The sequence below is a fragment of the Pseudonocardia nematodicida genome (assembly GCF_040105385.1).
Lineage (GTDB): Bacteria > Actinomycetota > Actinomycetes > Mycobacteriales > Pseudonocardiaceae > Pseudonocardia > Pseudonocardia nematodicida.
This window is the reverse complement of sequence record NZ_JBEDNQ010000018.1, coordinates 15662-33845: the sequence shown is the minus strand read 5'-3', so window position 1 is coordinate 33845 and position 18184 is coordinate 15662. Positions and strand designations below refer to the sequence as shown.

The following is an 18184-nucleotide window of genomic DNA, read 5'->3' as shown; positions in this document are numbered from 1 at the left end:
CCCTGCGGGGACGGCGCTCCGGGTAGGCGGGCGCGCGAAGTCACCACGACGAGCGTGGTGCGGGACCGAGTGTACGCCCGGGCCTTCCGGGCGATCGCGGCGGAGCCCGGTCGGCGGCCCGTCCGTCCCCAGGGACGGCGTTCGGCCGGGATCGGTCCACAGGCCGGAGGTCCGCGGGTGCGTCCTGCGACGGCCGCCCCAGGCTGGTGACATGCCGAGGAGCCCCCGTGCGAGGCGCCGCCCACGCACCCCCGCCCGCACCGTCCGGTGGATGGTGCGCGGCGGAGCGGTCGTCGTCGCGACGGTGGTGATCCTCCTGGCGGTCGCGCCGCCCTGGGTCGCGCGCGCCGTGCCGGCCGAGCCGCCGCCCCGGCCGCCGGGCGCCGGCATCCCCGCACCGGGCGCCGAGTACTCCTGGCCGATGCTGCCGCCGCCCGCGGTGACCGCGGTGTTCCGCGCACCGTCGTTCCCGTACGGCCGCGGCCATCGCGGGGCGGACCTCGCCGGCGTTCCCGGACAGGTCGTGCTCGCCGCGCGGGAGGGCGTCGTGGTGTTCGCGGGCCCGGTCGCCGGGCGCGGCGTGGTGTCGGTGAACCATCCCGACGGCCTGCGCAGCACCTACGAGCCGGTCACCCCGGCCGTCACCGCGGGCGCCCGGGTCGGGGCGGGCGACCCGGTCGGTGTGCTGGACGCCGGGCACGCCGGGTGCCCGGTCGCGGCCTGCCTGCACTGGGGGGTGCGCCGGCACCGGCTCGAGCACCTGGACCCGCTGGTGCTGCTGCGCCCGCCCCGGGTGCGGCTGTTGCCGTGGGACGGCCCACGGGTCAGCCGGCCAGCGGTGCCTCCAGCCGGCCCCGCAGCCGGGTGAGCATGCGGGAGTGCAGCTGGCAGACGCGGGACTCGGTCACCCCGAGCAGCGCGCCGATCTCGGCGAGCGTGTGGTCCTCCAGGTAGTACAGCTGCAGCACCAGGCGGTCGCGCTCGCCGAGCAGCGAGATCGCGGTGCGCAGCTCGGCGCCGGTCTCGGCCCGCAGCGCGACGACGACCGGGTCCACGCCGTCGTCGGCCGCCAGCGTGGCGATGCCCCCGGTGCCGCCGTCGGCCAGGCTCTCGGCGCTCACCAGGTGCATCGGACGGGACGCCTGGCGTAGCTCGCGCACCCGGATCCCGAGCTCGGCCGCGAGTTCCCGGTCACTCGGCTGGCCCGCCCCACGGGACCGCACGGCCTCCCGGGCACGCTCGATCTCGCGGACCCGGGCCCGCACGGTCCGCGGGACCCAGTCCTGGGCGCGCAGCTCGTCGAGCATCGCGCCGCGGATCCGCTGCGCGGCGTACCCCTCGAACCGCACCCCGCGCGCCGGGTCGAAGCGGTCGACCGCCTCCATCAGCCCGAACGTGCCCACCTGCAGCAGGTCGGCGAGCTCGATCGACGACGGCAACCGGGTCGCGAGCTTCGTCCCGACCCCCCGGACCAGCGACGCGTGGTACTCCACCAGCCGTCGCCGGGCGGAGGGGTCGCGGTGGGCGAGGAACTCCCGCCACAGCGGGCGGGAGTCCGGCTCGACGGTCTCGAACGGGTGGTCCTGCGCGGCGCCGGGCGTGTCGCCCGCGGCCGGACCGCCGGCCACGGGCACGCCGAACCCGGCCAGTGGCGTGCCGCCACCGCCCGGACCGTGACCGGCCGGCGCCCCCTCCGGTGGTCGTGGATGCTCCTCGATCCACTCCGGCACCGCGGCGAGCGCCGGGGGCGGGAGCGCCGGAGCACCCTGCGCGGTGCGGTCGAGGGCACTGGCCAGCACACGGGGGAACTGGTCGGTTCGGGCGGACGTCGGCGGGGACGCCTCACGCCCGAGGGTGGGCCTGCTCATGAACCACCTTCAGCCGATCAACGGTCACATGCGTGTAGAGCTGTGTCGTTGACAGCGTAGCGTGACCAAGTAACTCCTGTACGTAACGGAGGTCGGCCCCGCCCTCGAGCAGATGGGTCGCCGCGGCGTGCCGGAGACCGTGTGGCCCGACGTCGGTCGTGCCCGGCACGGCCCGCATCGCGCCGTGCACCACGGTGCGCGCGACCCGCGGGTCGAGCCGCCCGCCGCGCACGCCGAGCAGCAGTGCCGGCGGGGAGGCCGCGGTGGCCAGCGCGGGACGGCCCTCCTCGAGCCAGCGCCGCACGGCCCGGGCGGCCGGGATGCCGAACACCACGGTGCGCTCGCGGTCGCCCTTGCCCCGCACCCGCAGCGTACGGCCGGCCTCGTCGACCCGGTCGAGGTCCAGGCCGCAGAGCTCGGCGACCCGGATCCCGGTGGCGTAGAGCAGCTCCAGGACGAGCAGGTCACGCAGTGCCTCGGGGTCGTCCTCGGTGGCCCCGGAGATCGCGGCGTCCAGCACCGCGGCGGTCTCGGCGGCGGCCGGGACCTCGGGGAGCTCGGTGGCCGCGCGCGGGGACCCGAGCCGGGCGGCCGGGTCGGCGGCGAGCCGCCCGGTGCGGACCGCCCAGGCGCAGAAGGTCCGGACCGCGGCCGTGCGACGGGCGACGGTGGCCCGCCCGGCGCCCGCCGCGTGCGTCGCGGTGAGCCTGCGGCGCAGGTGGTCGAGGTCCAGCGAGCCGAGCCCGGGCAGCCCGCGCAGCAGGTCGGTGAGATCGGAGCGGTAGGCGCGCACCGTGTGCGCGGAACGCCCGCGCTCGTGCTGCAGGTGACCGGCGAAGGCCTCGAGCGCGCCGGCGACGTCGGAGGCGAGCCCCTGCCCGCCGCCCTCCCCTTCCGGGACGCCGCCGTCCGGCCCGTCTGCGTCGTTCCCGGGATGCGCGCTCGCCATGACCGGACGGTGCGCCCGGCCGCGCGGGAGGTCAAGGACCCGCCCGGCGCGCCGCGCGCTGCCAGAGCCCCTGGTGGTACTCGGCGAGACCGCGCTCCTCGAGCTCGACGAGCGCCGCGCGGACCGCCGCGGGCGAGACGCCGGCCGAGGCACCGATCCGGCCGGTCGAGGACGCCGCCCGTGCCGGCAGGGCGTCGTACACCGCGAGGGCCTCCGGTGCGAGGCCGTCGGTCGGCCGGCTCTCCCCCGCCGGCGGGAGCGCGAGGTCGACGCCGAGCCGGCCGACGATCTCGAGGACGTCCTCGGGGCGCCCGACGAGCTGAGCCTGCTGGTTGCGCACCATCTCGTGGCACCCGACCGACAGGGCCGAGGTGACCGGTCCGGGCACCGCCATCAGCGGCCGGCCGAGTGCCCGGGTGTCCGAGGCCGTGCGCTTCGACCCGCTGCGGGCGCCCGCCTCGACGACCAGGCAACCCGCGCCGAGCGCGGCGAGCAGCCGGTTGCGGACGAGGAACCGCAGGCGGCCCGGGACGGTGCCGGGCGGGTACTCGCTGAGCACCGCTCCGGTCGCGGCGATCCGTTCGAGCAGCCCGGTGTGCGCGGCCGGGTAGGCACGGTCGGGGCCGCAGGCCAGCACCGCGACGGTCGGGGCCGCCCCGGCGGCGAGGGCGCCGCGGTGCGCGGCCGCGTCGATGCCGAACGCGGCGCCGGAGAACACCGTCACCCCGCGCCGGGCCAGCGCGGTCGCGAACTCCGCGGCGGTGTGCAGGCCGTACTGCGTCGCGGCGCGCGAACCGACGACGGTGACGGACCGCTCGGCGAGGGCCGACACCTCGCCGGGCCCGCGGGCCCAGAGCGCGACCGGTGGGGCGAGGTCCCGGCGCGGCGCGGTCGCGAGGGCCGTGAACGGCCACGCCGGCCAGTCCGGGTCCTCCGGCACCAGCAGGCGGGCCCCGGCGGCCGCGGCGGCGTCGAGGTCGGCGTCGATCTGCTCGTCGTCCCGGCGCGCGGCGGCGGCGCGCAGCAGCGCGTCCGGCACGGCGCCGTGGCGCAACCGGTCTGCGGCCTCGACGGGGCCGTGCCGGTCGATCAGCGCGACGAGGTCGCGGCTCGGGGGTTCCACCGCCCGCAGCAGGTAGGCCCGGGCGCGCAGGATCTCCTCGGGCACGCTCGGCCGCGGACCCGGCGACGGGTGGCCCGCCCCGGCAGCACGCCCCCCGGGCGGGCGACCCGGACCGGTCCCGTGGTGGGTACCCGTCCCGTTCACGAGCGGGCCGCGATCGGCCGCGGCGCTCATGCCGCACCCCGGTGGCGGAAGTACAGCGCGGCGTCGACCGCGGCGCGGTCCGGGCGGTCGGTGCCAGCGAGGTCGCTGAGCGTCCAGGCCACCCGCAACGCCCGGTCGGCCCCGCGGGCGCTCAGCTCACCGGCCTCGAGGCGCTTCTCCAGCGGCTCCACCACGACCCGCGGGAGCGGGAACCGGGCGCGCAGCTCGGTGCCGGGGACCTCGGCGTTGCACCGCCAGCCGTGCGCGGACCAGCGCTCGACGGCCGCGGCCCGCGCGTCGAGCACCCGGCCGCGCACGGTCGCGGTCCGCTCCCCCGGCTCGTCGGCCGCGGAGAGGGCGGTCAGCGGGTACATCGGCACGCGCAGGTCGACCCGGTCGAGCAGTGGCCCGGACAGCCGGGCGAGGTAGCGGCGGCGGACGTCGGGCCGGCAGGTGCAGTCCCGGTCGATCGGCGGCGCGCACGGGCAGGGGTTGGCCGCGAGGACGAGCTGGAACCGGGCCGGGTAGCGGACGGTGCCGTCCGCGCGCGCCAGCCGGACCTCGCCCTCCTCCAGCGGGGTGCGCAGCGCGTCCAGCACCGAGGCGGGCCAGTGCGGGCACTCGTCGAGGAAGAGGACCCCGCGGTGGGCGAGCGAGACCGCGCCGGGCCGGGCGACCCCGCTGCCCCCGCCGAGCACCGCCGCGGCCGACGCCGAGTGGTGCGGGGCGACGAACGGCGCGAGTCTCGGCAGCGGCCCGGCGGCCCCGAGCGGGCCGGCCACCGAGCGGATCGAGGCCAGCTGGAGTGCCTCGGCGGGATCCAGTTCGGGGAGCAGGCCGACGATCCGCTGCGCCAGCATGGTCTTCCCGGTGCCGGGCGGGCCGACCATCAGCAGGTGGTGCCCACCGGCGGCGGCGATCTCCAGGGCGTGCCGGGCGTCCGCCTGGCCGATGACGTCGGCCAGTTCGGGCGCGGCCGGTGCCGGGCCGCGGCTCACGTCCGGCACTGCCGGGTCGAGCTCGCGCAGCCCGTCGGCCCAGTCGAGCACGTCGCCGAGGGTGTCGGCGCCGAACGTGTCGATCCCGTCGACCAGCGCCGCCTCGGCGAGCCCGTCCCGCGGGACGACGGCGCGCCGCATCCCGGCGTCCCGGGCCGCGAGCAGGCACGGGAGGACGCCGCGGACCGGGCGCAGCCGCCCGTCGAGGGCGAGCTCGCCGAGCAGCACGGTGCCGTGCAGCCGCTCGCTCCGGATCGTGCGGTGCGCGGCCAGCACGCCCACGGCCAGGGCCACGTCGAAGCGGCTGCCGGTCTTGCGCAGGGTGGCCGGCGAGAGCGCCAGCACGATCCGTTCGTTGGGCCAGGTCCGGTCGGAGTGCACGATCGCGGACCGGACCCGGTCCTTCGCCTCCTGCAGGGAGGCGTCCGGGAGCCCGACCAGGTGCACCCCGGGGATGCCGCCGCCGATCGCGGCCTCGATCTCGACCGGGACGCCGTCGACGCCGTGCAGGGCGACCGACCAGACCCTCGCCAGGTCGCCCATCAGAACGCCGCCGGGTAGTGGGTGAGCGTGACCGGCCGTCCCGGGGGCATCAGCACCGCGACGACGTCGAACCGGATCTCGCACCACGCCACGTGGTGCGCCGACATCCAGGTCTTCGCCAGCCTGCGGATCCGCCGGACCTTCCGCGGGTCGATCGCCTCGGCGGGCTCGCCGTAGCGGGTGCCCGACCGGGTCTTCACCTCGCAGACGATCAGCCGGTGCTCCGGGTCGGTCGCGACGATGTCGAGCTCACCGTCCCGGCACCGCCAGTTGCGGGACAGCACGACCATCCCGTGCTCCCGCTGTAGGTACTCGGCGGCGGTGTCCTCACCGCGGCGGCCGAGCTCGTCCTTCGCTGCCATGCGTCCACGATCGGGCCGGGAGCCGCCGGCGGACCGACGGATCGGGCGGCTGTGGACAGATCGCCGGATACCGCCGGGTTGGGGACGGGCACCGGGAACCGCGGGTCGCGGGCCCCGTACCTGTCAGGGCGGTCCGGCAGGCTGGCCGGGGCCCGGCCGTGCCGCCAGGGTGCGACAGCGGGGCCCGGGGCTCAGCCGGAGAAGTTGTCGTCCTCGGGCAGCCGCAGGTCGGGGGTGTCGAGCTCCTCGATGTTGACGTCCTTGAACGTCACCACCCGCACGTTCTTCACGAAGCGCGCCGGGCGGTACATGTCCCACACCCAGGCGTCCGACATCCGGACCTCGAAGTAGACCTCGCCGTCGGCGTTGCGCGGGGCGACGTCCACCGAGTTGGCCAGGTAGAACCGCCGCTCGGTCTCCACGACGTAGGAGAACTGCGCGACGATGTCGCGGTACTCCTTGTAGAGCGTGAGCTCCATCTCGGTCTCGTACTTCTCGAGATCCTCGGCGCTCACCGGCCCGCTCCTCCCGTGACGATCTCCATCGGCTCCCGTTCCGGCACCGGCACCTCGTCGGCCCGGTACCCCTCACCGAACGACTCGGTGTCCTCCGGGACCGCCTCATTGTGGACCAGCCCGGTCCGCGCCCCGCGCCCGGCCACCGCCGCGACGTTCGCGAACGAGTACCGGTGCTCCGGACACGGCCCGTGCGCGCGCAGCGCGGTCTCGTGCTCGGGCGTGCTGTACCCCTTGTGCACCGCAAAACCGTAGGCGTCGTAGCTGCCGTCGAGCTCGGTCATCAGCCGGTCCCGGGTGACCTTGGCGAGCACCGACGCGGCCGCGACGCAGGCGGCGACCTGGTCCCCCTTGGGCACGGCCAGCGCCGGCCGGCCGAACCCGCGCACCGGGAACCCGTCGGTCAGCACGTAGCCGGGTGGAGCCGTGGTGAGCGCGGCGACCGCGCGCCGCATGCCCTCGATGTTCGCGACGTGCACGCCCCGCCGGTCGACCTCCGCCGCCGGAACGACGATCACCGCCCGGTCGAGCGCGCGACGGGTGATCCGCTCGTACCAGTACTCGCGCGCCGACGCCGTCAGCAGCTTCGAGTCGGTCAGCCCGTCGAGGGCCCGGGCGTCGGCCGGTCGCAGCACGCACGAGGCGATGACCAGCGGCCCGGCGCTCGCGCCCCGTCCGGCCTCGTCGACGCCGGCGACGGGGCCGAGACCGTAGCGCTGCAGGACCGACTGCAGGGTCCAGCTGCCGGCGTCGCGGACGACGGCCCGCGGCGGTCGCAGGCCGTCGGGCAGTACCCGGATCGGGCGGCGCCGGGCACGCCGGGGCGCCGCGGCCGTCCGGGCGCGGATGGGAGGAACCGGCACGCTGCTCCCGGTCAGGTTCTCCGGCGCCACCGGGGTGGGCGGCGCGTGGCGGGCAGGAACCGCTCGGCCTCGGCGCGGGCGGCGAGGAGACGACGCCGGCCGAGCGCGAACGGGACGGTCCCCATCATGCCCAGCGCCAGCGGGACGGTGCCCGGCAGCCCCGGTACCGCCGAGGCGGTGGCCGAGGTCTGCGGGTCGAACGAGTCGATCCGGCCGAACCGGTCGAACGGCAGCACGATCAGCCGCGCCTTGCCGATGACGTTCGCCTCCGGGATCGGCCCGTGTCCGGCCGCCCGAGAGTCGGCGGAGTTGTTCCGCGAGTCGCCCATCATCCAGTACTCGCCCTCGGGCACCGTGATCGGACCGAACGGGATCTGCCGCGCCGGACCCGCTTCGGGGAGGTAGTAGACGTAGGGCTCCTCGAGCGGTTGCCCGTCGACCATCACCTGGTTCAGCGCGTCGCAGCAGGCCACCGTCTGGCCGCCGACGGCGATCACCCGCTTGACGAAGTCCTTCTCGTCCGGCGGGGCGAGGCCGACCAGCGACCCGAAGCCCTGCAGGCCACGCACGAGCGGGTTCGACGATCCCGCGTCGGACGGGACCTCGGCCGCCCAGCCGTCGGTGCCGCGGAAGACCACGACGTCGCCCGGCGAGATGTCGGTGAAGTTGTAGGTGACCTTGTCGACGAGCACGCGGTCGTTGTTGCAGCCGCTGCAGCCGTGCAGGGTCGTCTCCATCGACCCGGACGGGATGACGTAGACCTTGGCCAGGAACGTCTGGATCAGGATCGTCAGCAGGAACGCGACGGCGCCGAGGAGCAGGAGCTCCTTCCAGAACGACAGCTGGCGCTTCTCGCCGTCGGCGTCCTTGCGGAGCCCGGCCCACACCATGAGCCTCGCCCCGGCCCCGACCGGCCCGACGCGCTTCCCCACGCTCGGACCGTCGTCGGCCGTGGCCGCCGCGGTGTCCCGGTTCTCCTCCTCGTCCCGCTCGTCCTCGTCCTCGTAGCCGGGTGGGACCCCGGTGTCGGGGGCGAGTCCGGCGGCGGCCGGCCCGCGACGGCGGACCGGGCCGTGCTCGTCGCCGCCGTAGAGCTGGTCGACGGCGTAGGGCACGTCCTCGTCGGGGCCCGCCTCGGCGTCGGGGACCGGGCGCCGCCGGGGCCGTTCGCCGGGTGCTCCCGGTGGTACGACGCCGGGACGGCCACCGGTCCCGAACACCGTGGTGGTCTCCGGGTGGGCCGGTCCACGGGGATCGGGGCCGCGCCGCGGGTGACCACCGGTGCGCGCCGGCGGTTCGTCGGGTCCGCGGCCGCGTGGCGGTCTCGGCCCGGGCACGCGGCGCGGATCGCCGTCGGGCGGCCCGTAGCGGGTCTGCCCGGAGTCGCCGGGGCCGCGCCGGGGTCCGGCCGGAGCGTCGTGGCCGGGAGCGCGTGTGGGGGATCTGGCGGGCGGGGGTCCGGCCACCGCGCCGGACGGCGGCCCGGCGTCGCGCCAGTGCCCGCCGGTGTGCCCGGGACGGGGGTCCCCGGCGTCGTCGGCGCGGGGTCGGCCGGGAGGCGGCCAGGACCGGTCGCCGGTGGGGCGACGTCCGTTCGGGGGACGCGGCGGGTCCGCGGGGACCTGGTGGGCGCCGGAGTCCCCGAGGTGTTCGGAGTAGCGGGCGCGCAGCGCGTCGAGCCCGTCCGGACCCGGGGCGCCGCCGTTGCGGGGCGCGCCGTGCCGGCCGGCGCCGTTCGTCGGGTGCGCACCGGAGTGTGCGCCCGGACCGGGCCGGCCGTTCGCCCGGTGTCCCGCGCCGCCCGGAGGGCCCTCCGGGCCGTGCCCGTTCGCGGGGCCGTGCCCGTTCGTCCCGGCCCGGCCGGGGTCGGGGGCTGCGGCACGGTGGTGGCCGTTCGGGACGCCGTTGCGGCCGGGGGCGTACCCGTTGCCCGGCTCGCTCTCGTCGCCGTTGCGCCGGCCGCCGTGCCGTCCGTACCGGCTGCCGGCGGGATCCTCGTCCCGGCGGCGGCGCGGACGGGACCGGCGGTCGTCGTAGCCGCCGTGGTCGTCCTCGTGGTCCTCGTCGTACTCGGACGCGTGCCGGGTCCGGAGGGCGCGACCGGCCCGGTCCTCCCGGCCGGCGGACTCGGGGTCCTGCCCCTCGTTCACCGGCACCCCCTGCTGGAGTGCGGCGCCCAGCAGCCAGTCCTGCTCGTCGGCGTTGCCGTACTCCGGCGCCGCGTCCTGGGCCCGCCGGCGGCCGGTGTGCTCGGGGGCATCACCACCGCGATACCGCCGGGGGCGTGCCCGGCGGTCGTCGGGGAGCTCGGGAAAGGCCACGCGTCGAGATTACGTCACCGGAGAAGTCACGACGGGGTGACGGTCAGGACGCGGACGGGGTCTCCCGACGCTCCTTGATCTTCGCGGCCTTGCCGCGCAGGTCACGGAGGTAGTACAGCTTCGCCCGGCGGACGTCGCCGCGGGTGGCGACCTCGATCTTGTCGATGTTCGGGGTGTGCACCGGGAAGGTGCGCTCCACGCCGACGCCGAAGGAGATCTTGCGGACGGTGAAGGTCTCCCGGGCGCCCGAGCCCTGGCGGCGGATGACCACGCCCTGGAAGACCTGGGTCCGGGTGCGGTTGCCCTCGATGACCTTCACGTGCACCTTGAGCGTGTCCCCGGGGCGGAAGCTGGGGATGTCGGAGCGCAGGGTCTGCGCGTCCAGTGCGTCCAGGGTGTTCATGTCGACGGTCCGTCCTCGTGTGTCGTGCTCGTGTTCGTGCAGGTCGTGCGGTGGTCACCCGGTCGTTCCCGGGACATCTCCCGGGCCGCCCCACTCCGGCGGCACCAGGGGCACCGACGCGCGTCCGGGCGGTGGGCTCCGGCGCGGCCCGCGGCGGAGGTGGTACGACCGGCGCGCGAGGCCGTCACTGAGCACCGCACACGGCGCTGGCAACCCGTCCATAGTGCCAGACGACCCGATCGCCACGGACACCCGGTGGTCCGGGTCCCCCGTCCCGGCCCGGTCAGCCCTCGCCGTCGGTGCGCCCTGCGGCCAGCGCCGTGCGGTCGGCGGCGTCCAGCGCACCGTCGGGGAGGGCGTCGATCAGGTCCGGCCGGCGGTCCCGGGTGCGCTGCAGGGCCCGGTCCCGGCGCCAGCGGTCGATCGCGGCGTGGTTGCCGCTGCGCAGCACCTCGGGCACGGCCAGCCCGCGCCAGGTCTCCGGACGCGTGTACGACGGTCCCTCCAGCAGCCCGTCGGAGAACGAGTCCTCCGCGGCCGAGCGCGGGTTGCCCAGCACTCCGGGGATCAGCCGGACGACGGCCTCGACCATCACCAGCACCGCGACCTCGCCGCCGACCAGGACGTAGTCGCCGATCGAGACCTCGTCGACCTCGACCCCCCGGCTGCGGACGTCGAGCAGGACGCGCTCGTCGATGCCCTCGTAGCGGCCGCACGCGAAGACCAGCCGCGGCTCGGTGGCCCAGCTCCGCGCGGTGGCCTGGGTGAACGGCCGCCCGGCCGGGGTGGGGACGACGAGGCGGGCCGGCGGGCGGGCGGGCGCGGCGTCGTCGGGTACGGCGTCGTCGGGTGCGGCGTCGTCGGGTGCTGGGGCCTCGGGTGCTGGGGCCTCGGGTGCTGGGGCCTCGGGTGCGGCGCCACCGAGCACCTCGTCGAGGGCGTCCCCCCAGACCTGCGGCCGCATCACCATGCCGGGTCCGCCGCCGTAGGGGGCGTCGTCGACGGCCTGGTGCACGTCGTGGGTCCAGTGCCGCAGGTCGTGCACCGCCACCTCCAGCAGTCCCCGCTCGATCGCGCGCCCGAGTAGTGCTTCGCGCAACGGTTCGAGGTAGGACGGGAAGATGGTGACGACGTCGATCCGCACGCCGCGGATCGTCGCAGGCGCCTCGCCGTGGTCACCGAGGGAGGTGTGCGGCGATGCCGGACGGATGGTGGGCCCCGTCGTGGTCGACCCTCGCGCAGTGGGACGTGCTCCCGCCGGTGCTGCTCGCACTGGTGCTGACCATCGCGATCGGCCTGGAACGCGAGGCCGCGGCGAAGAGCGCCGGGCTGCGCACGCACGTGCTGGTCGGCGTCGGTGCGGCGGTGTTCATGGTGATCTCGAAGTACGGCTTCGCCGACCTGCTCGACACGCCGCACGTAACGCTGGATCCGTCCCGGATCGCGGCTCAGATCGTCTCCGGGATCGGGTTCATCGGCGCCGGACTGATCTTCGTCCGGCAGGACGTGGTGCGCGGGCTGACCACGGCGGCGACGATCTGGCTGGCCGCCGCGGTCGGGACGGCCTCAGGTGCCGGCCTGCCGCTGCTGGCGGTGCTCGCGACGCTCACGCACTTCCTGGTGGCCCGCGGCCTGCAGCCGGTGGCCCGGGCGGTGCGGCGACGCCGGCGCATGCCCCCGCTGCTGCGGATCCGCTACACCGACGGTCTCGGCCTGCTCCGCGCGATCCTGGAACGCTGCACCGCGGCCGGGTTCTCGGTGGCCGGGGTGTCGGTGCACCGGGAGAGCACCGCCGACGACGGCGCCCGGGTCGCAGCCCTGACCCTGCGGCTCGACGGCCGCGGGGACCTGCCCGCCCTGGCGGCCGCCCTCGCCGAGACCCCGGGCGTCCGCTCCGCGGAGACCGGGGCGGACCCGGACGAGGAGTCCGACGAGGCCCCCGAGGACCCCGAGGACCCCGAGGACATCGAGCGCCGCGACGCCGCGCGCCCGAACCGCTGACCCGCCCCGCTGCACCGCCGCGACGCGTCGCACCGCCGGCGCCGAACCACCCTCCGATCCCCGCCGAGATACGCGCGGGCGGGCCACAGAGATCGACAAATCCCGCTGAGGCGTATCTCGGCGGGCATCGAGTCGAACACTCCGGGCGGCACACGGCACGGGGGCCGAGTCAGCCGGCCCGGCGGCCCGGGCGCTCGGCGACCGCCCGGCGCGCCGCGGCGAGGGTGACCCCGTGCGCGTCGAGCACCCGCGACGCCGGGGTGTCCGGGTGCAGCAGCCCCAGCAGGACGTGCTCGGTGCCGAGGAACCGGTCGCCCTGCCGGATCGCCTCGCGCAGCGCCAGCTCGAGCGCCTTCTTCGCCGACTTCTCGAACGGGATGTGCCCGAACGACCACCGCCTGCCCCGGCGACGGTCGAGCGCGCCCGGCCCGAACGACTCCTCGGTGCGCCGGCGGACCTCGTCGAGGTCGATGCCGAGCCCCGCCAGAGCCTCGGCGTCGTGCGCCGGCTCCGCGGCGAGCCACCGGTCGACCTCGGCCGTCCCGGCACCGGCCTCGTGCAGGATCCGCTCCCCCGGCGTCCCCGGGCAGCGCAGGATCCCGAGAAGCAGGTGCTCCGGGCCGATCCGGTCGGCCTTCCGTTCCCGGGCCTCCTCCTGCGCGATGACCACGGCCCGTCGCGCGGGGTCGGTGAACCTCTCGAACACGTGCCACTCCCCTCCTCTAGAGACCGAGCCGGCGGTACTTCTTGTGCACCGCCTGCCGGCTGACTCCCAACGCGTCGGCGATCTGCTGCCAGGACCAGCCCTGGTCCCGCGCACGGGTCACCTGGAGCTCCTCGAGGGACTCCTGCAGCACGCGCAGGGCGCGGACGGCCGACAGCCCGGTCGCCGGGTCCCGGCCCGACGCCGCCGCGGCCACCGCCGTCGCATCACTCATGCGTGTCAACGTAGATTGACAGAGTCGTCATGTCAACCCACGTTGACGTCCACGGCACGAGAAGGGCCCGGCGCCACCTGGGCACCGGGCCTCGGCTCGGTGACGGCTGTGCCGCCATCCGTCCGGCGTCAGTCCTCGGGGTCGAGGAGCCCGTCCGGCGGATCCAGCACGACCCGGCCGCCGTCGAGATCGACGGTCGGCACGATCGCCCCGACGAACGGGACGAGCACCTCGTGCCCGGCCGGTCTGCGCACGACCAGCAGCGATCCGCCCGGCCCGTGCACGACGTCGGCCACCGAGCCCGCGGGGGTCCCGTCGGCCAGCTCGGCCCGCAGGCCGGTCAGCTGGTGGACGTGGAACTCCTCGGGGTCCTCGGGTTCGGCCAGCTCGGCGGTGGGCACGAGCAGCTGGACACCACGCAGCTCCTCGGCGCCGTTCCGGTCGCCGACGCCCTCGAACAGGACCAGCCAGCGTCCCGAGTGCGCCCGTGCACTGCGCACCGTCAGAGTGCCGGGGGCGGCCGCCCCGCGCGGGCGGCGGCCCCGCAGGACCGCACCGGGAGCGAAGCGCTCCCCCGGCGAGTCGGTCCTGGACTCGACGACGACCTCACCGCGCAGGCCGTGCACACGGACGACGACGCCGACCAGGACCTCGGTGTTCCCGGGGTCCCGGCCGGCGTCGGTGGTGGATCTCGTCACCGGTCGGTGTCGACCACGTCGACACGGACGCCGCGTCCGCCGACGCCACCGATGACGTTGCGCAGCGCGGTGGCGGTGCGGCCGCCGCGGCCGATGACCTTGCCCAGGTCGTCGGGGTGCACCCGGACCTCCAGGATCCGGCCGCGCCGACCCGTCACCAGGTCGACCCGCACGTCGTCGGGGTGGTCGACGATGCCGCGCACGAGGTGCTCGAGCGCGTCCGCCAGAACGGTCATGACAGGACCTCCCCGCTACCCGGAAGGCCGGTCGTCACGACTCGGCGGCAGGCGCGTCGGCGTCCTTGGTGGCGGCGGCGACGTCGTCGCTCTTCGTCGCGGCCTCGGCCGGGGCGGCGTCGGCGGTCTTGCCGGCGCGCTCGGACGAGCCACCCTTCTTCTTCGGCGTGGTGGCGGCCGTGCTCGGCTCGTCGTTCGCCTCGGCCAGCGCCTTCTGGAAACGGGCGAGCTTGTCGACCTTCTCCGGCTGCGGCTTGAGGGTGCCCTCGGTGCCGGGCAGGCCCTTGAACTTCTGCCAGTCGCCGGTGACCTCGAGCAGGTTCTGCACCGTCTCGGTCGGCAGGGCGCCGACACCCAGCCAGTACTGGGCGCGCTCCGAGTCGATCTCGATCAGGCTCGGCTCGCTCTTCGGGTGGTACTTGCCGATGGTCTCGATGGCCCGGCCGTTGCGGCGCGTACGGGAGTCCGCGACGACGACGCGGTAGTACGGCTGGCGGATCTTGCCCAGACGCATCAGCTTGATCTTGACGGCCACGCTGTGGTGCTCCTCGCGAGAATCGTGTCGTGCTGCGATGAGTCAGCCGGCCGCGCGTGGGGTTACGGGCTCGCTCACTCGAAGGTCATCGGCCGTGGCAGGTAGAGGGCCGGCCACGGGCCCGACGCGTCATTCTGCCAGATGCCCGCTCAGAGGGTGGGTACGGCCCCGACCAGCATCAGCGCCAGCGCCAGGCCGGGCAGGAAGTTGTTGACCGCGTGCGCGACGATGCTCGCCGTGACCCGGCCGGTGAGGATCCGCGCGATCCCGAGCGGCAGGGCCACCACGAACAGCAGCGGCGCACGCAGGAACTCGAAGTGCGCGATCGCGAACACCGCGGTGGTGATCAGGAAGACCACCCACCGGTTGGCGACCCACTTGGCGACGGCGTTCCACAGCAGGCCGCGGTAGACGATCTCCTCGCAGACCGGCGCGATCACCACGACGCCGAACATCACCGCCAGCGCGACCGGCCAGGACGCCACGATGCCCTCGAACGCCACGCCGACCGAGGTGCCGACGTCCGGGCCCACGAAGTACAGGTAGACGAACGCGGCCGGCACGGTGACCAGCAGGCCGGCCAGCCCGATCAGCAGACCGACGCCGACGTCCTCCCAGCGGAAGCGCAGGCCGAGATCGACCGCAGGCCCGTCGCCCCGCCACAGGGTCCACAGGACGCAGGTGCCGGCGGCCAGCATCGTCGGGACGGCGAGGGCGAGCAGCACCTCCACCGCGGTGTCGACCCCGGTCGCCCACGCCACCAGCAGGGACGAGCCGAGAAAGACGACCTCCACGACCACGAAGGCCCACAGCCCCCAGCGGACCCGTGGGGTCGGCGAGGGCCGCAGGTCGAACCGGTCGAGACCGGACCCGCGCGCGGGCGGCGGCGCGCCCTGCGGGCCACCGGGCTGCGGCGGCCACGGCCACGGGGCCGGACCGGATCCGGTCGTGCCCGGCGGCCCGGGCGGAGAGCTCATGCCCCCAGAGATACCGGACGTCCCCGCATCACGACCACCGACGGGCTCCGCAGCGCGCCGAGGTCGTCGCGTGGATCACGGTCGTAGACGACCAGGTCCGCCGGTGCGCCCGGCACCGGGCCGGCCGGGCGGCCCAGCCAGGAGCGCGCCGCCCAGCTGGCGGCGCCGATCGGGTCGGGGTGCCCGGCCCGGGCCAGCTCGGCGACCTCGTCGGCGATCCGGCCGTGCGCGATGCCGCCGCCGGCGTCGGTGCCCGCGTAGACCGGTACCCCGGCCTCGATCGCCTTCCCGACCGTCTCCCAGGCGTGGGTATGCAGGTCGCGCATGTGCCCGGCGTAGCGCGGATACTTCGTCGCCATCTCCGCGATCGACGGGAAGGTCTCGACGTTGATCAGGGTCGGGACCAGTGCGGTGCCGCGGGCGGCCATCTCGGCGATCAGGTCGTCGGTCAGGCCGGGGCCGTGCTCGATGCAGTCGATCCCGGCCCGGATCAGGCCGGGGAGCGCGTCGGTGCCGAAGACGTGGGCGGTGACCCGCGCGCCGGCGTCGTGCGCGGCGGCGATGGCCTCGGCCAGCACGTCGTCCGGCCAGAGCGGGGCGAGGTCGGCGTCGTCCGCGCCGAGACCCCGGTCGATCCAGTCGCCGACGAGCTTCACCCAGCCGTCGCCGCGGGCGGCCTGGGCGCGGACCTCGTCGACGAGTAGCCGCGGGTCGTCCAGCTCGCGGGCCAGGCCGGGGATGTAGCGCTTGGGCCGGGCGACGTGCCGGCCGGCACGGATGATCTCGGGCAGGTCGTCGCGGGCCTGCAGCGCGCTGGTGTCGACCGGCGATCCGCAGTCGCGCAGCAGCAGGGCGCCGGCGTCCCGGTCGGTGCGGGCCTGGTCCTCGGCCTCGTCCAGGTCGACGGGGCCGGACGGCCCGAGCCCGACGTGGCAGTGCGCGTCCACCAGGCCGGGCACGATCCAGCCGGAGGTGACCAGGTCCTCGGCACCGGGCAGCGGTTCCGGGCTGATCCGCCCGGAGCCGTCGACGTACAGGTCCACCGATGACGCGCCGGACGGACCCAGCAGCGTTCCGCGCAGCCGCCACCCTGCGGCAGGAAGATCACCCATGCGAGCGGACCCTACGCGAGCGTCACTTCTTCTTGCCGAAGTTCAGCTTCGACGGGTCGAACCCGGCCGGCAGCTGGTCCATCCCGCCGAGGCCGGGCGGCAGCTGCTGCAGGCTCGGCGGCATGTTCGACAGGTCCGGGGCGCCCTGGCCGGCCCGGTTGGCCGGGTTCCCGCTGCGCCGGCCCTTCTTGGCCTGCTTCGCCTTACGGGCGTTCTTCGGCACCTTCTTGGTGGCGCTGCGACCGCCACCGCCCATGCCGAACTGGCCGGCCATCTGCTTCATCATCTTGCGGGCCTCGAAGAACCGGTTCACCAGCTCGTTCACGTCGGTGACCGTGACGCCGGACCCGTTCGCGATCCGCAGCCGGCGGGAGGCGTTGATGATCTTCGGGTCGTCCCGCTCGGCCGGGGTCATGCCGCGGATGATGGCCTGCAGCTTGTCGACCTGGCGGTCGTCGACCTGGTCGAGGGCGGCCTTCATCTGCCCGGAGCCGGCCCCCGGGAGCATGTTGAGGATGTTGCCGATCGGCCCCATCTTGCGCAGCTGCAGCATCTGCTGCAGGAAGTCCTCCAGCGACAGCTCGCCGGAGCTGATCTTCGCCGCGGCGGCCGCGGACTGTTCGGCGTCGAAGACCTGCTCGGCCTGCTCGATCAGGGTGAGCAGGTCGCCCATCCCGAGGATGCGCGAGGACATCCGGTCGGGGTGGAAGACGTCGAAGTCGGAGAGCTTCTCCCCGTTCGAGGCGAACAGGATCGGCTGCCCGGTGACCTCACGGACGGACAGCGCGGCGCCGCCGCGGGCGTCGCCGTCGAGCTTGGTGAGGACGACGCCGGTGAACCCGACCCCGTCGCGGAACGCCTCGGCGGTGGCGACGGCGTCCTGACCGATCATCGCGTCGACGACGAACAGGACCTCGTCGGGCTGCACCGCGGTCCGGATGTCGGACGCCTGGCGCATCAGCTCCTCGTCGACACCGAGCCGGCCGGCCGTGTCGACGACGACGACGTCGTACTGCTTGTCCCTCGCGTGCGCGATGCCGTCGCGGGCGACGCCGACCGGGTCACCGGGGCCTTCGGGCAGCTCCCCGGAACCGGTGGCGCCCGGGTGCGGCGCGAACGTCGGCACCCCGGCGCGCTCACCGACGATCTGCAGCTGGTTCACCGCGTTCGGGCGCTGCAGGTCGCAGGCCACCAGCAGCGGGGTGTGCCCCTGACCCTTCAGCCAGCGGGCCAGCTTGCCGGCCAGGGTCGTCTTACCGGCACCCTGCAGACCGGCCAGCATGATGACCGTCGGCGGTTCCTTGGCCAGGTTCAGTCGCCGGGTCTCGCCGCCGAGGATCGCGACGAGCTCCTCGTTGACGATCTTGACGACCTGCTGGGCCGGGTTCAGGGCACCGGAGACCTCCGCCCCCTTGGCCCGTTCCTTGACCTTCGTGATGAAGGCGCGGACCACCGGCAGGGCGACGTCCGCCTCCAGCAGGGCGATCCGGATCTCGCGCGCGGTGGCGTCGATGTCGGCGTCGGAGAGCCGGCCCTTGCCGCGGAGGTCGCGCAGCGTGGATCCGAGCCGCTCGCTGAGGGAGTCGAACACCCTTGCC

20 protein-coding genes are annotated in these 18184 nt (G+C 75.5%); 2 read left to right on the top strand and 18 right to left on the bottom strand.

The annotated features are described in order from the left end of the window. The first annotated feature begins 271 nt into the window (after window positions 1-271). Window positions 272-868 carry a M23 family metallopeptidase gene (locus WIS52_RS30690; RefSeq protein ID WP_349301923.1) on the top strand — a complete coding sequence of 199 codons (597 nt, stop codon included), beginning with the start codon at window positions 272-274 and terminating at the stop codon, window positions 866-868. Here WIS52_RS30690 and WIS52_RS30685 read toward each other — a convergent pair. The 10 genes from WIS52_RS30685 to trmD all read right to left on the bottom strand — a co-directional run bounded on the left by WIS52_RS30685 (window position 825) and on the right by trmD (window position 11233). Beyond that, a complete protein-coding gene (locus tag WIS52_RS30685; protein WP_349301922.1) occupies window positions 825-1868 on the bottom strand; it encodes a FliA/WhiG family RNA polymerase sigma factor in 1044 nt (347 codons plus the stop codon). The two genes, WIS52_RS30690 and WIS52_RS30685, sit on opposite strands and share 44 nt — an antisense overlap. Next, window positions 1843-2817 (bottom strand): tyrosine recombinase XerC, encoded by a 975-nt coding sequence (locus tag WIS52_RS30680; protein WP_349301921.1) that lies wholly within the window; start codon window positions 2815-2817, stop codon window positions 1843-1845. The genes WIS52_RS30685 and WIS52_RS30680 overlap by 26 nt, the downstream gene beginning before the upstream one ends. Window positions 2818-2848: 31 nt before the next feature. Continuing rightward, window positions 2849-3985 carry a DNA-processing protein DprA gene (locus WIS52_RS30675; protein WP_349301920.1) on the bottom strand — a complete coding sequence of 379 codons (1137 nt, stop codon included), beginning with the start codon at window positions 3983-3985 and terminating at the stop codon, window positions 2849-2851. A gap of 125 nt (window positions 3986-4110) precedes the next feature. Beyond that, window positions 4111-5625: a YifB family Mg chelatase-like AAA ATPase gene (locus tag WIS52_RS30670; protein WP_349301919.1), complete on the bottom strand. Its 1515-nt coding sequence runs from the start codon at window positions 5623-5625 to the stop codon at window positions 4111-4113. Continuing rightward, the gene (locus tag WIS52_RS30665) at window positions 5625-5987 is read right to left on the bottom strand and encodes a YraN family protein (protein ID WP_349301918.1); all 363 of its coding nucleotides are present in this window, start codon (window positions 5985-5987) and stop codon (window positions 5625-5627) included. Before WIS52_RS30665 ends, WIS52_RS30670 begins: the two co-directional genes overlap by 1 nt. A gap of 191 nt (window positions 5988-6178) precedes the next feature. Next, the gene (locus tag WIS52_RS30660; RefSeq protein WP_349301917.1) at window positions 6179-6502 is read right to left on the bottom strand and encodes a DUF2469 domain-containing protein; all 324 of its coding nucleotides are present in this window, start codon (window positions 6500-6502) and stop codon (window positions 6179-6181) included. After that, window positions 6499-7281, bottom strand: a complete 783-nt coding sequence (locus WIS52_RS30655; protein WP_349301977.1) for a ribonuclease HII — start codon at window positions 7279-7281, stop codon at window positions 6499-6501. The genes WIS52_RS30660 and WIS52_RS30655 overlap by 4 nt, the downstream gene beginning before the upstream one ends. A gap of 95 nt (window positions 7282-7376) precedes the next feature. Further along, entirely contained in the window at window positions 7377-9686 is a 2310-nt protein-coding gene (gene lepB / locus WIS52_RS30650) for a signal peptidase I (protein WP_349301916.1), read from the bottom strand. A 43-nt stretch (window positions 9687-9729) separates the two neighbouring features. Further along, the gene (gene rplS, locus WIS52_RS30645) at window positions 9730-10089 is read right to left on the bottom strand and encodes a 50S ribosomal protein L19 (RefSeq protein ID WP_349301915.1); all 360 of its coding nucleotides are present in this window, start codon (window positions 10087-10089) and stop codon (window positions 9730-9732) included. A 283-nt stretch (window positions 10090-10372) separates the two neighbouring features. Further along, window positions 10373-11233, bottom strand: a complete 861-nt coding sequence (trmD, locus tag WIS52_RS30640; RefSeq protein WP_349301914.1) for a tRNA (guanosine(37)-N1)-methyltransferase TrmD — start codon at window positions 11231-11233, stop codon at window positions 10373-10375. A 53-nt stretch (window positions 11234-11286) separates the two neighbouring features. Here trmD and WIS52_RS30635 point away from each other — a divergent pair, with 53 nt between their 5' ends. Next, on the top strand, window positions 11287-12090 hold the full coding sequence (locus WIS52_RS30635) for an MgtC/SapB family protein (RefSeq protein WP_349301913.1): 804 nt from the start codon (window positions 11287-11289) through the stop codon (window positions 12088-12090). Window positions 12091-12259: 169 nt separating this feature from the next. Here WIS52_RS30635 and WIS52_RS30630 read toward each other — a convergent pair whose 3' ends face one another. From WIS52_RS30630 to ffh, 8 genes are all read right to left on the bottom strand, one after another. Next, a complete protein-coding gene (locus tag WIS52_RS30630; RefSeq protein WP_349301912.1) occupies window positions 12260-12796 on the bottom strand; it encodes a Clp protease N-terminal domain-containing protein in 537 nt (178 codons plus the stop codon). Window positions 12797-12812: 16 nt separating this feature from the next. Further along, window positions 12813-13028: a helix-turn-helix domain-containing protein gene (locus WIS52_RS30625; RefSeq protein WP_349301911.1), complete on the bottom strand. Its 216-nt coding sequence runs from the start codon at window positions 13026-13028 to the stop codon at window positions 12813-12815. Window positions 13029-13156: 128 nt separating this feature from the next. After that, complete coding sequence (gene rimM / locus WIS52_RS30620) at window positions 13157-13726, bottom strand: ribosome maturation factor RimM (RefSeq protein WP_349301910.1); 570 nt, start codon at window positions 13724-13726, stop codon at window positions 13157-13159. Beyond that, window positions 13723-13962, bottom strand: coding sequence for an RNA-binding protein (locus WIS52_RS30615; RefSeq protein WP_349301909.1), 240 nt, complete (start codon window positions 13960-13962; stop codon window positions 13723-13725). Before WIS52_RS30615 ends, rimM begins: the two co-directional genes overlap by 4 nt. Before the next feature lie 34 nt (window positions 13963-13996). Beyond that, the gene (gene rpsP / locus WIS52_RS30610) at window positions 13997-14497 is read right to left on the bottom strand and encodes a 30S ribosomal protein S16 (RefSeq protein ID WP_349301908.1); all 501 of its coding nucleotides are present in this window, start codon (window positions 14495-14497) and stop codon (window positions 13997-13999) included. Window positions 14498-14646: 149 nt separating this feature from the next. After that, a complete protein-coding gene (locus tag WIS52_RS30605) occupies window positions 14647-15474 on the bottom strand; it encodes a CPBP family intramembrane glutamic endopeptidase (RefSeq protein WP_349301907.1) in 828 nt (275 codons plus the stop codon). After that, window positions 15471-16586, bottom strand: coding sequence for an amidohydrolase family protein (locus WIS52_RS30600; RefSeq protein WP_349301906.1), 1116 nt, complete (start codon window positions 16584-16586; stop codon window positions 15471-15473). The genes WIS52_RS30605 and WIS52_RS30600 overlap by 4 nt, the downstream gene beginning before the upstream one ends. 22 nt (window positions 16587-16608) lie before the next feature. Then, complete coding sequence (gene ffh, locus WIS52_RS30595) at window positions 16609-18177, bottom strand: signal recognition particle protein (RefSeq protein ID WP_349301905.1); 1569 nt, start codon at window positions 18175-18177, stop codon at window positions 16609-16611. Window positions 18178-18184 lie beyond the last annotated feature (7 nt).

Bases quoted from the DNA above. Each gene is read 5' to 3' on its own strand.
- WIS52_RS30600 (WP_349301906.1), bottom strand. From the start codon at position 16,586: ATGGGTGATCTTCCTGCCGCAGGGTGGCGGCTGCGCGGAACGCTGCTG.
- WIS52_RS30670 (WP_349301919.1), bottom strand. From the start codon at position 5,625: ATGGGCGACCTGGCGAGGGTCTGGTCGGTCGCCCTGCACGGCGTCGAC.
- WIS52_RS30680 (WP_349301921.1), bottom strand. From the start codon at position 2,817: ATGGCGAGCGCGCATCCCGGGAACGACGCAGACGGGCCGGACGGCGGC.
- WIS52_RS30625 (WP_349301911.1), bottom strand. From the start codon at position 13,028: ATGAGTGATGCGACGGCGGTGGCCGCGGCGGCGTCGGGCCGGGACCCG.
- WIS52_RS30615 (WP_349301909.1), bottom strand. From the start codon at position 13,962: ATGACCGTTCTGGCGGACGCGCTCGAGCACCTCGTGCGCGGCATCGTC.
- WIS52_RS30685 (WP_349301922.1), bottom strand. From the start codon at position 1,868: ATGAGCAGGCCCACCCTCGGGCGTGAGGCGTCCCCGCCGACGTCCGCC.
- WIS52_RS30635 (WP_349301913.1), top strand. From the start codon at position 11,287: ATGCCGGACGGATGGTGGGCCCCGTCGTGGTCGACCCTCGCGCAGTGG.
- WIS52_RS30690 (WP_349301923.1), top strand. From the start codon at position 272: ATGGTGCGCGGCGGAGCGGTCGTCGTCGCGACGGTGGTGATCCTCCTG.
- WIS52_RS30605 (WP_349301907.1), bottom strand. From the start codon at position 15,474: ATGAGCTCTCCGCCCGGGCCGCCGGGCACGACCGGATCCGGTCCGGCC.
- WIS52_RS30665 (WP_349301918.1), bottom strand. From the start codon at position 5,987: ATGGCAGCGAAGGACGAGCTCGGCCGCCGCGGTGAGGACACCGCCGCC.
- rplS (WP_349301915.1), bottom strand. From the start codon at position 10,089: ATGAACACCCTGGACGCACTGGACGCGCAGACCCTGCGCTCCGACATC.